Source organism: Acinetobacter sp. GRABPA_MV_2 (genome assembly GCF_056725885.1).
The window spans coordinates 313391-326598 of record NZ_JBWZNA010000002.1; the positions used below are offsets into that span (position 1 = coordinate 313391).

Here is a 13208-nt window from a genome sequence, read left to right on the forward strand (position 1 = left end):
AATGAACCGTTTTTTTATCGAAACTGAACTTACAGTTGGCTCAACAATTCAACTGACAGAATCAGTATTCCATCATTGGGTTCGCGTTTTACGTGCACAATTACAAGAACAAGCGACTCTATTTAATGGACAAGGTGGTGAATATCTCGCGTCATTAACCGAAATTAATAAAAAAAATGCGTTTGTCACAATTGAGAATTTTAACCCTGCAAACCGTGCTGCCCCTTTTAAAGCTGTTTTAGGTCAAGTCATGAGTAAGGGTGATCGAATGGATTATGCCATTCAGAAAGCCACTGAATTGGGTGTAAGTCAGATTCAATTGCTAACAAGTGAGCGTTGTGAAATGCGCTTAAAATATGATCGAGATCAAAAAAAATTAGATCACTGGCAAGCTGTAGCAATTGCAGCATGTGAACAATGTGGGCTGAACTTAGTTCCCGAAGTATTAGCACCAATTTCTCTTCATGAATGGTTAAGTTCTTCTGAGCTTCCCCAATCTAAATTTGTTTTAGCACCAGAAAAAGAACAAAAAGATGTATTGGCAGGAATACAACCTGATCTTGCTTTACTTATTGGCCCAGAAGGTGGGTTAAGTGAAAATGAAATTACTCAAGCCAATCAAGCTGGTTTTATGAACTGGTGCATTGGCGACCGTGTTTTACGTACAGAAACCGCACCTGTTGTTGCCTTGTCTATTTTAAATTATCGATTTTTATCCACCTGAGTTCAGTGAACATTGATTAAATCGTTATTTAAAGTTAACTTACTTTTATTGTATGAATAAAATTTCAAATTCTTTTTCACTGATAAATCAGATTCTTTCTGTATATATGTAAAAAAAATAGGATAGAAAAATCTTATGTCTGGGCTTCAGGAAGAATATCTACAGCATCAAACAAAAATTGAACAGCTGAAACTTTCAACTCAATATATACGCTGGTATTTGATTAGCTTAATACTGCTATGTCTCATTTCATATGGTATTTTTTCTTATTATTTTTCATCTGTAATAACAATTTTTAGCTGGTCTATTGGCCTCACTGTAGCATCTCTTATCGGCTTATTATTTATTCCAAATATTTTAACTCACTACCGTGCAATTGATTTTACAAAAAAAGCTAATCACATTTTACAAAGTATTTGTTTGATCTCAGGCATCTTAATTGGAATAAACGTCACAATTATTCATTTTTATCTTCCCCCTGAGTTAGTCGCTCTACCAGATGCTCATATTTTAATTGCTTTATTTATTACTTCGGCTCATATCATTGGCCTTACTTTTTTAACACAGCAACCACGATATTTTTATCTCTTATTTATTCCAAGTACCTTGCCCTTATTACTAGCTCAATTCACACATAACCCAATTACTCAGCTACCTTTTTACTTTGCCTATAATCTTACCTTTGTGGCCACTGTACTTTGTGCATATGCTACGCAACGTAATTATCAAAAGATTTCTCAATTATTATTAAAAAACAAACAGCTTGTTCAAATTTCCGATCAACATACGCAATGGGCTGAAGAATTATGTATACAGCTCCAACAAGAAGTAAATAAATCTAAAGATATCGAAGCCCAGCTTCAATTTAATAATCATCTGCTTGAGCAAAAAGTACGTGAACGCACTTACGATCTCACAAAAATGAATGAACAACTCGAAAGCCATCACTACAATTTAGCTTTTGCGCATGAAACTGCAGGTATTCGACCTTGGGATTGGGATATTCAAAGTCAAAAATTAGAAATTACATTTTTCGATCAACAAAAACAAACTCAGACTGCCGTTATTCATCTCAATACGATATTAGATCGTATACATCCAAGTGATAAAAAACTTTTTGACGAACGTTTAAAACAACATTTGGAAGGCATTACAGATCATTTTAATATCACCTTTCGAATTTTACGTAGAGATGGTTCTTGGCGATGGATTCATGATGTAGGCCGTGTCATCACTAGAGATCCTAAAACACAAAAAGCGCTTCGTATGGTTGGAATGACTCGCGATATACATCAAGAGAAGAAAGATCAAGAACATCTAAGACTATCTGCAATTGTGCTTGAGCAAGCTGCGGAAGGAATATTTATTTTAGATGAGCGCCTAAACTATATTGATGTAAATCCCTACTATGAAAAATTAACAGGATTTTCTAAATCAGAACTTGTTAATAAAGAATTATTTAGCATAACAATCAATCAAAAAGAATTACAACAGCAGTTTCATACATCAATAACACAGCAACTCCTAGAGACAGGAGAATATATGGGTCAGTTTGACGAAAAATTTAGTTCTGGTAAAAGCGTATATTTATGGTTGCATATCAATGTAGTCAAAGATGAGTTCAATCAAATTACCAATTATATCGGGTTTGCACGCGACCTGACTGAGCAAAAACGTCAAGAACAACATCTATCTTATTTAAAAAATTACGACAGCCTCACCCACCTGCCTAACCGCCTTTACTATTACAATCAATTACATCAATATCTTGTAAATCCGTCATATAACATTAAAAACTTAGCATTAATACGAGTGAACATTGACCGCTTCCGAGCTTTCAATGAATTTTTAAATAATGATAGTGGTGATGAATTACTTAAGCAGTTTGCTCAAAGATTGCGCTTAATCAATATCAATGCAATTTTAGTTGCCTATTTAAATAGTGATGATTTCGCAATTATTTATGAAATTTCCCCAATTCATCCAAATATTGAGCAATATTGCCAAAATATTTTACAAGCGCTCAATGCACCTTTTTATATTGATAATCACGAATATTTTATTACTGCATCTATTGGTGTCGCATGTTTTCCTGAACATGGTAGACAAATTGATCACCTCAACCACCATGCGGAACAAGCATTGTCCGAAGCAAAACGCTTAGGTGGTAATACAATTTGCTATTATTGCAATAAAACAAATAACTCATATAAAACTGCCGATTTAGAGCAAGAATTACGTAAAGCCATACAAAATGATGAATTTGTCATTTATTACCAACCCAAAATTAATCTACATGATCAATCTATTATCGGTTTTGAAGCATTAATTCGTTGGCAACATCCTGAAAAAGGATTAGTCATGCCAAATATGTTTATACCTTTTGCTGAGCGTAGTAGCCTAATTTCAGATATTGGTAAAGTTGTTTTGGATAAAGTTGGAAAGCAACTACAAGAATGGAAAGATGCGGGTTATTTCAATATTCAAGTCTCTGTAAATATTGTCGCTCAACAGATACATCGAGGCTTATTACTCAATGATCTAGATGAAGTTTTGCAAAAATATAATATACAGGGTTCAGACCTAGAACTTGAAATTACAGAGTCAGCCCTTTTAGACAATACTGCCAATGTAAAAACGCTATTACATGCGATAAAACAACGAAATATCTCAATTGCCTTAGATGACTTTGGTACGGGTTATTCTTCTTTGGCCTATCTAACAGAATACCCAATTGACGTATTAAAAATTGATCGTGCTTTTATTTCTAAAATTGGTGACCACAAACAAGAAGCAATTGTAAATGCAATGATCGCGATGGGTAAAAGCATGGGGCTTAAATTGGTTGCCGAAGGTGTAGAAACAGAAGAACAAGTCACCTATCTACAAAAACAGCAATGTGATTTTTTACAAGGTTATTTCTTTAGTCGCCCGATTCCTGCTGAGCAAATTATTCCTTATCTGCAAACAAAACCACATATTTCTTAATTGTTCTAATCATCTATTTTACCTATGCTGCTTTTTCCAAAAATGAGCGTTTTTGACTGTGAGAAATAAAGAAGTAGTGTTATATTCTTTAGCATTTAGCTCACTACGGGGCTATTGGCAATTCGTCTACTATTCTCTTAATTGATAAAAATTAAAGCATAGTAAAAAATTGAATTGCCTCTCCCTAAATGAGCAATTTGACTAGTTTGCTTTTTTGTATCAAATAGAGACTCAGATGGACGATCAATCTTTAAAACAGGCCGCTTTAAATTACCATGAATATCCAAACCCAGGGAAAATCAGCGTCACCCCAAGTAAGCAACTTGTCAACCAACGAGATTTGGCTTTAGCCTACTCACCAGGAGTTGCTGCGCCATGTTTAGAGATTGAACGTGATCCATCTGCTGCTGCAAAATATACAGCTCGCGGAAACTTGGTTGCCGTAGTTAGTAACGGTACAGCTGTTCTTGGTTTAGGTAATATTGGCCCATTAGCGTCTAAACCTGTAATGGAAGGTAAAGGCGTTCTCTTCAAAAAGTTTGCTGGTGTTGACGTATTTGACATCGAAATTGCAGAAAACGATCCAGATAAAATTGTAGATATTGTTGCCTCTCTTGAACCAACTTTCGGTGGTATCAACCTCGAAGATATTAAAGCGCCAGAATGTTTCTATATCGAAAAGAAACTTCGCGAACGCATGAAAATTCCTGTATTCCATGACGATCAACACGGTACAAGTATCATTGTAGGTTCAGCTTTGCTTAATGCATTGCAACTTGTAAATAAGAAAATTGATGAAATCAAAATTGTAGCTTCAGGTGCAGGCGCTGCTGCCCTTTCTTGTTTAGATTTACTTTGTGCTTTAGGCGTAAATAAAGAAAATATCATTGTTGCCGATTCTCGCGGTCTACTCACTACTTCACGTGAAGGCTTGGATGAATCAAAAAAACGTTATGTTCAAGACATCAAAGCAACTCAGTTACATGAAGTAATGGCTGGTGCTGATATGTTCTTGGGTCTTTCTGCTGCTGGTATTCTCACCAAAGAAATGGTGAAACAGATGGCTGAGAACCCTATTATTTTTGCTTTGGCAAACCCAGATCCAGAAATTTTACCTGAACATGCACATGAAGTACGTCCTGATGTAATCATGGCAACTGGTCGTTCTGACTATCCAAACCAAGTAAACAACGCATTATGTTTCCCTTACATTTTCCGTGGTGCACTTGACGTTGGTGCAACAACGATTAATGAAGACATGAAAATTGCATGTGTACATGCAATTGCACGTATGGCACACGTAGAAGCCGATGCAGCAACTTATGGTGAAAAATCTGCTTCATTTGGCCGTGACTATTTAATTCCACGTCCACTTGATCAACGTTTAATTTTAGAAATTGCCCCTGCTGTTGCTAAAGCTGCAATGGATTCAGGTGTTGCAACTCGTCCGATCGAAGATTTCTCTGCATACCGTCAAAAATTATCTGAGTTTGTTTATAATTCTGCATTCTTGATGAAACCGATTTTTGCTCAAGCAAAAACTGATCCTAAACGCATCGCATATGCTGAAGGTGAAGATGAGCGCGTATTACGTGCAGTGCAAATCGCAGTTGATGAAGATTTAGCTAAACCAATTTTAGTAGGTCGTACTGCTGTTATTGAAGCTAATATCAAAAAATTAGGCTTGCGTTTACAACATGGCGTAAATATTGAGATCGTAGATCAAGAACAAAACCCGATGTATGAAGAGTTTTGGAAAGACTACTATCAAACAATGCAACGCAAAGGCATTACTGTTGAATATGCTCAACGTGAAGCTCGTCGCCGTTCAACTTTAATTGCATCTTTACTGGTTAAATTCGGTAAAGCAGACGGTATGTTATGTGGTACTTACAGTAGCTATAACATTCACCTTGACTTTGTACGTAATGTCATCGGTCTAAAAGAAGGTATGAATAACTTCTTCACCTTAAATGCATTAATGCTTGAAGATCGTAACTTGTTTATTGCTGATACATACGTAAATACAAACCCGACTGCTGAACAACTTGCTGAAATGACTATTTTAGCGGCTGAAGAAGTACGCCGCTTTGGTATTACTCCACGTGTAGCCCTACTTTCTCATTCAAGTTTTGGTAGTGACCAGACTGACTCAAGTGCTCAAAAAATGCGTGAAGTTTATCGTATTTTATCTGAGCAAGCTCCTGAGCTTGAAGTTGAAGGTGAAATGCACGGTGATGCAGCATTAGACGAAAACATTCGTCAATTTGCATTCCCAGGCTCACGTTTCAAAGGTTCTGCAAACTTGCTCATTATGCCAAACCTAGATGCAGCAAACATTTCATTTAACTTGTTGAAAGCGACTTCTGGTAACAACGTTACTATTGGCCCAATTTTACTTGGTGCAGCAAAACCTGTTCATATTTTGACACCGACAGCAACGACTCGTCGTCTTATCAATATGACTGCTTTAACTGTTGCTGAAATCCAACAACAAGAAAAGTAATTTAGAAACTGCTTTTTACGAAAAGCATCTCTAATGACTTGAGAAAACCTCTATTCTGTAGCATGATTGCTTGAAGAATAGAGGTTTTTTCATGCAAGTGTATTTAGTAGGCGGTGCCGTCCGTGATTTTTTACTTGGGCATCCCTATCAAGAAAAAGATTATGTTGTTGTCGGTGCAACGCCGGAACACATGCTCGCCCAAGGTTTTCAACCTGTAGGCAAAGATTTTCCTGTGTTTCTTCATCCTGAAACGAAAGAAGAATATGCACTTGCACGTACTGAAAGAAAATCTGGTAAAGGCTATCACGGCTTTCAATTTTTTACCGATACCACAGTAAGTTTAGAAGAAGATTTAATTCGCCGTGATTTAACTATCAATGCCATAGCAATGGATCAAGATGGCAAGCTATACGACCCATATGGCGGTCAAACAGATTTAGAAAATAAAACTTTGCGTCATGTTTCAGAAGCTTTTGCTGAAGATCCTTTACGTGTTTTACGTGTTGCACGCTTTGCGGCTCGCTATTCTTCATATGGTTTTCAAATTGCACCAGAGACCATGCAGCTTATGCAAACCATGGCTGAGTCAGGTGAGCTTGATGCCTTAACACCAGAGCGTGTATGGAAAGAAACTTCTCGTGCACTTTTAGAAGATCATGCAGATGTTTATTTTCAAACATTGCGTGACTGTGGGGCATTAAAACATCTTTTCCCTGAAATTGACGCATTATTTGGTGTACCACAGCGCCCTGAATATCACCCGGAAGTGGACTGCGGCATACATACCTTAATGTCGTTACAGCAAGCTTGTAAATCAAACTATTCGCTTGATGTTCGATTTGCTGTGTTAGTACATGATTTGGGTAAAGCATTAACTCCAGCTAATGAACTCCCTCGCCACATCATGCATGAAGAACGTGGAGTCAAACCTGTTACCGAGTTATGTGAACGTTTAAAAGTTCCAACTCAAACTAGACAGTTGGCATTATCAGTATGTAAAGAACATCTAAAATGCCATCAGATTATGTCGTTAAAACCAGGAACTGTATGGCGTCTATTACAGCGTCTAGATGTATTACGTCGTCCTGAGAGAGTGGAAGCATTTGTACAAGCATGTGAATGTGATGCTAAAGGAAGACTAGGTTTAGAAGACCGTCCGTATCCTCAAGCTCAGTACATGTTAGATGCGATGCAAATCGTTCGCTCTATTAAAGTTCAGGATTTACCTGAAAACATTAAAGGTGCTGAGATTGGTGAAATGCTAATTCAGTACCGTATTGATGCTTTAACTGAGTTCAAACATCAACATCAAGCATTATCTCATACGTAATTGACACCAAGAAAAAAGCCTCATTACGAGGCTTTTTTTATCTTTACTGTTTAGGCAGCGGTATAAATTGTGATTGAGTATTTTGGTTTTTTCTTTCCCCTACTGTCACCACAAAGTTTTGTTGCTTCCCATCTCGCTCAACAATTACATTAATTTCGCTGTTAGGTGCTTGTAATGCAACATAATTAATCAAATGAGACGCTGAAGTAATTTGCTCATTATTCACCTGAATAATTTTATCGCCAATCTTAATACCTGCTGATGCAGCTGGCCCATTTTTCAAGACATCTGCAACCACAACACCAATTTGCTGTTTAGGTGCTAATACATCTGCTTGTGTAGGCGGTACCAAACTAATCCCTAACCATCCACGTACTACACGGCCATCTTTCAAAATCGAGTTTAATACCTGTTGGCAAACTTTAGCTGGGATTGCAAAACCAATTCCTAAAGAACCACCTGATTGAGAAAAAATAGCCGTATTTACCCCAATTAAATTCCCAGCGACATCAATTAATGCTCCACCTGAGTTACCGGGGTTAATTGCAGCATCTGTTTGAATAAAGTCTTCATAGGTATTGATACCTAAATCAGAGCGCTCAGTGGCAGAAATAATACCTTGAGTTACCGTTTGCCCTACACCAAATGGATTACCAATTGCTAAGACCACATCACCTACTTCATTACCACTTAGCTTAAATGGTAGGACAGGTAATTTATCTAAATCGATTTTAATTACAGCTAAATCAGTATCAGGGTCTGTTCCAACAATGGTTGCTTCTGCACGACGGCCATCATGTAATGCCACTACAATTTGATCTGCTTGAGCAATCACATGATTATTCGTCAGAATATAACCATCAGCTCGTACAATAACCCCAGAGCCTAAGCTATTTTCATTTTGCTGTTGTTGTTCAGGAAGCTGATTTCCAAAAAATTCGCGGAATACCGGATCACTTAATAAAGGATGATTTTGTTTAACTTTCTGGGTCGTAAAAATATTAACAACTGCCGGCGCTGCAACTTTTACCGCAGCGCTATAAGATACCACCCCGCCCGCTCGCGAAGTATCAACGAGTGGTTCAACTTTCTCAGCAGGCATTTGCACCCCATCAACTGCAACAGTTGGTTTCGGCTGATGGTATTTTTGCCATGCAATAAAACTGGCAATTACAATAATAAGTAACACCCAAGGTAACCATGTAAAGGTGCGGCGCACGTTCATATCCTCTACGCAAAGAAGTTTTTAATTAAATTAATATATTGAACAAAAAGAGTTTTCAGTTAAGCATTTTAAATTAAATATGTCGATATACATAAAAAAGTCAAAAAAGATTTGTCTAGCTTTAGTTACACAACAAAATATGTTTCTATAGCTTTAGCAATTATTTACTACTCAATTCAGGAAATATCATGGCGAATTTGCATGAAATTATTCAGTGGTGCGACCAAACCTTAAAAGCGGCAGAATTTAAAGATTACGCACCAAATGGCCTGCAAATTGAAGGTTCAACTGAAGTAAGACGTATCGTTTGTGCGGTTACTGCTTCCGAAGATGCAATTGATGCAGCAATTGCTCAAAATGCAGATTTATTACTCGTACATCATGGTTATTTTTGGAAAGGCGAACCGTATCCAATTACGGGAATGCGAGGCAATCGCATTAAAAAACTCATTCAAAATAATATTTCATTAGTCGCTTACCACCTACCTTTAGATGCCCACCCAACTTTGGGTAACAATGTAGCCATTGCAGAAAAACTAAACTTGCAGAATTTAGAACCACTCGATTTAACAGAGAAACATCCAATTGGTAATATTGGTTATTTAGAGCAAGCAGTTTCTGTGGATGAATTTAAAACAAAACTACAAAACAGTTTTGATTTTAAGGTGATTCATTTGCCAGCAGAAAAACAAAGCATTCAAAAAGTGGGCTTCTGCACAGGTGGGGCTCAAGATTTTATTGCTAAAGCTGCTTTGCAAAATTGTGATGCTTACATTTCAGGTGAAGTCAGTGAACGAACTTTTTATGAAGCAAAAGAATTAGGAGTTCACTATTTCGCCTGTGGTCACCATGCTACTGAGCGTTATGGAGTTCAGCGTTTGACACAAGCGATCTCAAAACAGTTTTCAATTGAAGCTGAATATTTTGAATTGAATAATCCGATTTAATTAAGTCTTTTTTTCAATCTGTGTTATGCGTATTAATTAGATCTTTATTGTGTATAGTTCTTTAAAACGATGCCCTATTGTGACTAGAATCATTTACAATAGAGCCACTTAATTGTATAACCCAGCAAATGCAAGGAATAGGAACATGACAACCATTACTTTACCTGCACTTCCATATGGCTATGATGATTTAGCGCCACATATTAGTAAAGAAACTTTAGAATACCATCACGATAAACACCACAATACCTATGTTGTTAACTTAAACAACTTAATCAAAGGGACTGACCTTGAAGGTAAAACTTTAGAAGAAATCATTAAAGCAACTGCTGGTGATGCATCTAAAGCTGGTATTTTCAACAATGCTGCTCAAGTTTGGAACCACACTTTCTACTGGAACAGCATGAAGCCAAACGGTGGTGGTAAGCCTACTGGCGCAATCGCTGCTAAAATTGACGAAGCTTTTGGTAGCTACGAAAAGTTTGCAGAAGAATTTACTGCTGCTGCAACAACTCAATTCGGTTCAGGTTGGGCTTGGTTAGTTGCTGATGAAGTAAATGGTAAATTATCTATTACTAAAACTTCTAATGCAGACACTCCACTTGCACATGGTCAAATTGCTGTATTAACAATTGACGTATGGGAACATGCTTACTACATCGATTTCCGTAACTTACGTCCTAAATACATCGCAACTTTCTTAGAAAGCCTTGTCAACTGGGACTATGCAAATGCAAAACTTGCAGGTCAACCAGCTGGTGTAGAGAAATAATTTTATTTCTTTATGAAAAAACCACCCTATTTTTGGGTGGTTTTTTTATTTTTAATACAGCAAAAGCATATTAATCAAGCAAACGATTCATTTTCTTTAATATTCTTATTGACGCTTTTAGATTTCATCCATAAAATGCGCATCAGATTCTCCAATAGCTCAGTCGGTAGAGCGACGGACTGTTAATCCGCAGGTCCCTGGTTCGAGCCCAGGTTGGAGAGCCATCTACTAATCTCCCATAGCTCAGTCGGTAGAGCGACGGACTGTTAATCCGCAGGTCCCTGGTTCGAGCCCAGGTGGGAGAGCCAAGATTCTAAAAGCCCGCATTTATTGCGGGCTTTTTCTTTTCTGATTTTTTTTAGTACTTTTTATTATTCTTAATAAAATCAACGTTTCGAGTATTTTTAAACCAAACGATGAGATATTCACTCTAATTCTGCTATTAAGGCTTGACCCAGCCCCCTTTCCTGCCTAAAATCCTTTTCCAGATTCTCCCATAGCTCAGTCGGTAGAGCGACGGACTGTTAATCCGCAGGTCCCTGGTTCGAGCCCAGGTGGGAGAGCCAAGATTCTTAAAAACCCACTCATCATGAGTGGGTTTTTATTTGTATGATGCTTTAACATGTTCGAATCGAGTCATTTATTTTTTATTGTTTTGGGTTGCATAAGCACCTGTATTTTTCTTCTTGTCTGTTTACGTCCATATTTATTTCCAAGACAAAAATTCTTTGCTCGTCCTGTCATTACAAATTTTGAAACTCAAATGTTTATACGTTTAAAACAAAGTTTTCCAAATTATCATGTGTTAGCACAAGTGGCTTTTAGTGCATTAATTACCAGTAATGACTATAAAATTCGTAGTCAGTTCAACCGTAAAGTCACTGACTTTGTTGTACTAAATGATAATATGGAAGTCATGGCCATTATTGAGCTAGATGACCCTACCCATCTTGAAAAAGTAGAAGATGACCGTATTCGTGATCAAATGCTCACTGAAGCAGGTTACCTTGTAAAGCGTTACACAAATATTCCTACTGTACGCCAATTACAAAAGGACATTCATTAACAAGCTATTTTGTTTCAGAATTTGCAGCTTCTTTCTCAGCTATTCTTTTTGCCATCTCTAAACGCTGCTGTTCATATTGTTTTTTATTCTTAGCATCACTTTTTGCAGCCAAGAAAAGTATTCCAATAATCAGAAAAGGAATAAGTAAACCTAATCCCATTAATAACCAAGGAACAGATTTTTTTTCAATAGGTTGCTGGCTCATAAGTTCTTCAAACTCAAATAGTATCGATTTCAGAATGCGTAACAATATAACAAAAAAAGGGCCCACTTTAGGACCCTTTTAATTTGAATATTTTAAATCCAAAAAATTATTGTGCGACTCCAGTACATTCTGGTTTTCCACTAGCATCAATTATGGATGGATCTACAACTGCATTTGTCTTAGCGGGCATATTAGTTTGAATAAATTGATAGATATCAGCATTTTTACAAACAATTGCTTGAGTATGCGTAGCATTTTCTACTAAATCTAGTTTAATGTTAGGTGAACCTAAAGTTACCAATCCAGCTACCATCATTTGAGTAATTGGATAAGGCACATTGGTATCATTTTTACCTTGAGCAATATATACCGGTTTATCTAAACGCTTTGTACCAGGCTGACTTGCGAGTAAAAATTTCTGAACCGTCTCATTTGACCTGAAATTAGTAACATCAAGTCCCGGATAATCCATAACTTTTTTACCTGGGTTATCAGTCATAAATTTAATAATATCATCTTTAAATTTATTAATTAGACTAAGGCTCGGATCAGCACTATCTAAACAAAGACCATTTTCTCCTGTAGTTCCTTCTGCAAACTCAGCTAAAGACTTCGCTCTTGTTTGAAATATATCTCTATATTCAAAACGTGGTTCATAGGCTTTAATACCAACACCAGTTAAAGCAGCATAAGCTAGCAGAGTAGCATAAGAGTCAATAGAAACTCGTTTATCTAAAGCTACATTACCTGCAATTTCTTGCTGCTCAATTAATGCTAATGCATTTGGTGCTACATCAAGAATAATTGTTCCCAAACTCGACGCAGGCGCGCCTGCAACTGCACCTTTATATGTTATATCTGTATTTGCATATTCAGCAGTACCTATAGATGCCTGACCTCCTTGTGACTGACCTACAGACATCCAATCGCCGTTTAATTGTGAGCCATAACGATCTTTTACTGCTCTAACAGCTGCTAATGCTGATTTTGCTTCACTCGCTAAATTAAGATATGGATGGATTCCTTTTGTACCAAGACCTTCATAATCTGGGGCTACAATCACATATCCAGCAGCTAATAAAGTATCAGCTAAAATTTTGAAGCGTGGATTAATCGTATTATTGCTTGGTGCACAACTATCCCCTACTCCTACAGTGCCGTGCTCCCATACCACTACGCGATAACCATCCTTTGGTTGAGCAACTTTCGGGAACATGACTAAAGCAGTTGCTTCAGCTGTTTTCCCTTGTACATTCATCATGTTATAAGTCATTACTTTTATAGATGAAGCACCACTTAAGGTATCCTTAGAATAGGCTTTTTCAGAAACATAAGTTTTATCGGGATTAACACCAATATAGTCATCATCATCGTCATTACACGCTGTAAGAAATAATGCTGAAATTGATAATGTTATAGCTAAAGCAATTTTTGACCGTTTCATA

At 37.0% G+C, this 13208-nt stretch carries 10 protein-coding genes and 3 tRNA genes; 10 read left to right on the forward strand and 3 right to left on the reverse strand.

Features of this window, described 5'->3' with window-relative positions; all coding sequences use genetic code 11:
* Nucleotide 1: 1 nt before the first annotated feature.
* From ACXM0J_RS03420 to ACXM0J_RS03435, 4 genes are all read left to right on the forward strand, one after another.
* A complete protein-coding gene (locus ACXM0J_RS03420) occupies nucleotides 2-724 on the forward strand; it encodes a 16S rRNA (uracil(1498)-N(3))-methyltransferase (protein ID WP_086265815.1) in 723 nt (240 codons plus the stop codon).
* A gap of 135 nt (nucleotides 725-859) precedes the next feature.
* A complete protein-coding gene (locus ACXM0J_RS03425) occupies nucleotides 860-3712 on the forward strand; it encodes a putative bifunctional diguanylate cyclase/phosphodiesterase (RefSeq protein ID WP_086265814.1) in 2853 nt (950 codons plus the stop codon).
* 235 nt (nucleotides 3713-3947) lie between these two features.
* Complete coding sequence (locus ACXM0J_RS03430; RefSeq protein ID WP_002118176.1) at nucleotides 3948-6218, forward strand: NADP-dependent malic enzyme; 2271 nt, start codon at nucleotides 3948-3950, stop codon at nucleotides 6216-6218.
* Nucleotides 6219-6309: 91 nt separating this feature from the next.
* A complete protein-coding gene (locus ACXM0J_RS03435; protein WP_017398614.1) occupies nucleotides 6310-7548 on the forward strand; it encodes a multifunctional CCA addition/repair protein in 1239 nt (412 codons plus the stop codon).
* A 43-nt stretch (nucleotides 7549-7591) separates the two neighbouring features.
* On the opposite strand, the gene ACXM0J_RS03440 is transcribed toward ACXM0J_RS03435, so the two are convergent.
* Nucleotides 7592-8767 carry a S1C family serine protease gene (locus ACXM0J_RS03440; protein ID WP_068563339.1) on the reverse strand — a complete coding sequence of 392 codons (1176 nt, stop codon included), beginning with the start codon at nucleotides 8765-8767 and terminating at the stop codon, nucleotides 7592-7594.
* Between the two features lie 194 nt (nucleotides 8768-8961).
* Between ACXM0J_RS03440 and ACXM0J_RS03445 the strand changes: the two genes are divergently transcribed.
* From ACXM0J_RS03445 to ACXM0J_RS03470, 6 genes are all read left to right on the forward strand, one after another.
* The gene (locus tag ACXM0J_RS03445; RefSeq protein WP_086265813.1) at nucleotides 8962-9720 is read left to right on the forward strand and encodes a Nif3-like dinuclear metal center hexameric protein; all 759 of its coding nucleotides are present in this window, start codon (nucleotides 8962-8964) and stop codon (nucleotides 9718-9720) included.
* Nucleotides 9721-9865: 145 nt separating this feature from the next.
* Nucleotides 9866-10492, forward strand: a complete 627-nt coding sequence (locus ACXM0J_RS03450) for a superoxide dismutase (RefSeq protein ID WP_000208083.1) — start codon at nucleotides 9866-9868, stop codon at nucleotides 10490-10492.
* A gap of 148 nt (nucleotides 10493-10640) precedes the next feature.
* Nucleotides 10641-10716 (forward strand) — tRNA-Asn (locus tag ACXM0J_RS03455).
* Nucleotides 10717-10724: 8 nt separating this feature from the next.
* Nucleotides 10725-10800 (forward strand) — tRNA-Asn (locus ACXM0J_RS03460).
* Between the two features lie 182 nt (nucleotides 10801-10982).
* Nucleotides 10983-11058 (forward strand) — tRNA-Asn (locus ACXM0J_RS03465).
* Between the two features lie 56 nt (nucleotides 11059-11114).
* Nucleotides 11115-11558, forward strand: a complete 444-nt coding sequence (locus ACXM0J_RS03470) for a DUF2726 domain-containing protein (RefSeq protein WP_068563337.1) — start codon at nucleotides 11115-11117, stop codon at nucleotides 11556-11558.
* A 4-nt stretch (nucleotides 11559-11562) separates the two neighbouring features.
* Here the strand turns inward: ACXM0J_RS03470 and ACXM0J_RS03475 are convergent, their stop codons facing one another.
* Both ACXM0J_RS03475 and ACXM0J_RS03480 read right to left on the reverse strand, forming a co-directional pair.
* Nucleotides 11563-11763 carry a hypothetical protein gene (locus ACXM0J_RS03475; protein ID WP_032035709.1) on the reverse strand — a complete coding sequence of 67 codons (201 nt, stop codon included), beginning with the start codon at nucleotides 11761-11763 and terminating at the stop codon, nucleotides 11563-11565.
* 106 nt (nucleotides 11764-11869) lie between these two features.
* Nucleotides 11870-13207, reverse strand: a complete 1338-nt coding sequence (locus ACXM0J_RS03480; protein ID WP_086265812.1) for an alpha/beta hydrolase — start codon at nucleotides 13205-13207, stop codon at nucleotides 11870-11872.
* Nucleotide 13208: the final 1 nt, after the last annotated feature.

What these genes read in the sequence shown, in the direction of transcription:
- ACXM0J_RS03420 (WP_086265815.1), top strand. Translation starts at nt 2, where the DNA reads ATGAACCGTTTTTTTATCGAAACTGAACTTACAGTTGGCTCAACAATT.
- ACXM0J_RS03425 (WP_086265814.1), top strand. Translation starts at nt 860, where the DNA reads ATGTCTGGGCTTCAGGAAGAATATCTACAGCATCAAACAAAAATTGAA.
- ACXM0J_RS03430 (WP_002118176.1), top strand. Translation starts at nt 3,948, where the DNA reads ATGGACGATCAATCTTTAAAACAGGCCGCTTTAAATTACCATGAATAT.
- ACXM0J_RS03435 (WP_017398614.1), top strand. Translation starts at nt 6,310, where the DNA reads ATGCAAGTGTATTTAGTAGGCGGTGCCGTCCGTGATTTTTTACTTGGG.
- ACXM0J_RS03445 (WP_086265813.1), top strand. Translation starts at nt 8,962, where the DNA reads ATGGCGAATTTGCATGAAATTATTCAGTGGTGCGACCAAACCTTAAAA.
- ACXM0J_RS03450 (WP_000208083.1), top strand. Translation starts at nt 9,866, where the DNA reads ATGACAACCATTACTTTACCTGCACTTCCATATGGCTATGATGATTTA.
- ACXM0J_RS03470 (WP_068563337.1), top strand. Translation starts at nt 11,115, where the DNA reads ATGTTCGAATCGAGTCATTTATTTTTTATTGTTTTGGGTTGCATAAGC.
- ACXM0J_RS03475 (WP_032035709.1), bottom strand. Translation starts at nt 11,763, where the DNA reads ATGAGCCAGCAACCTATTGAAAAAAAATCTGTTCCTTGGTTATTAATG.
- ACXM0J_RS03480 (WP_086265812.1), bottom strand. Translation starts at nt 13,207, where the DNA reads ATGAAACGGTCAAAAATTGCTTTAGCTATAACATTATCAATTTCAGCA.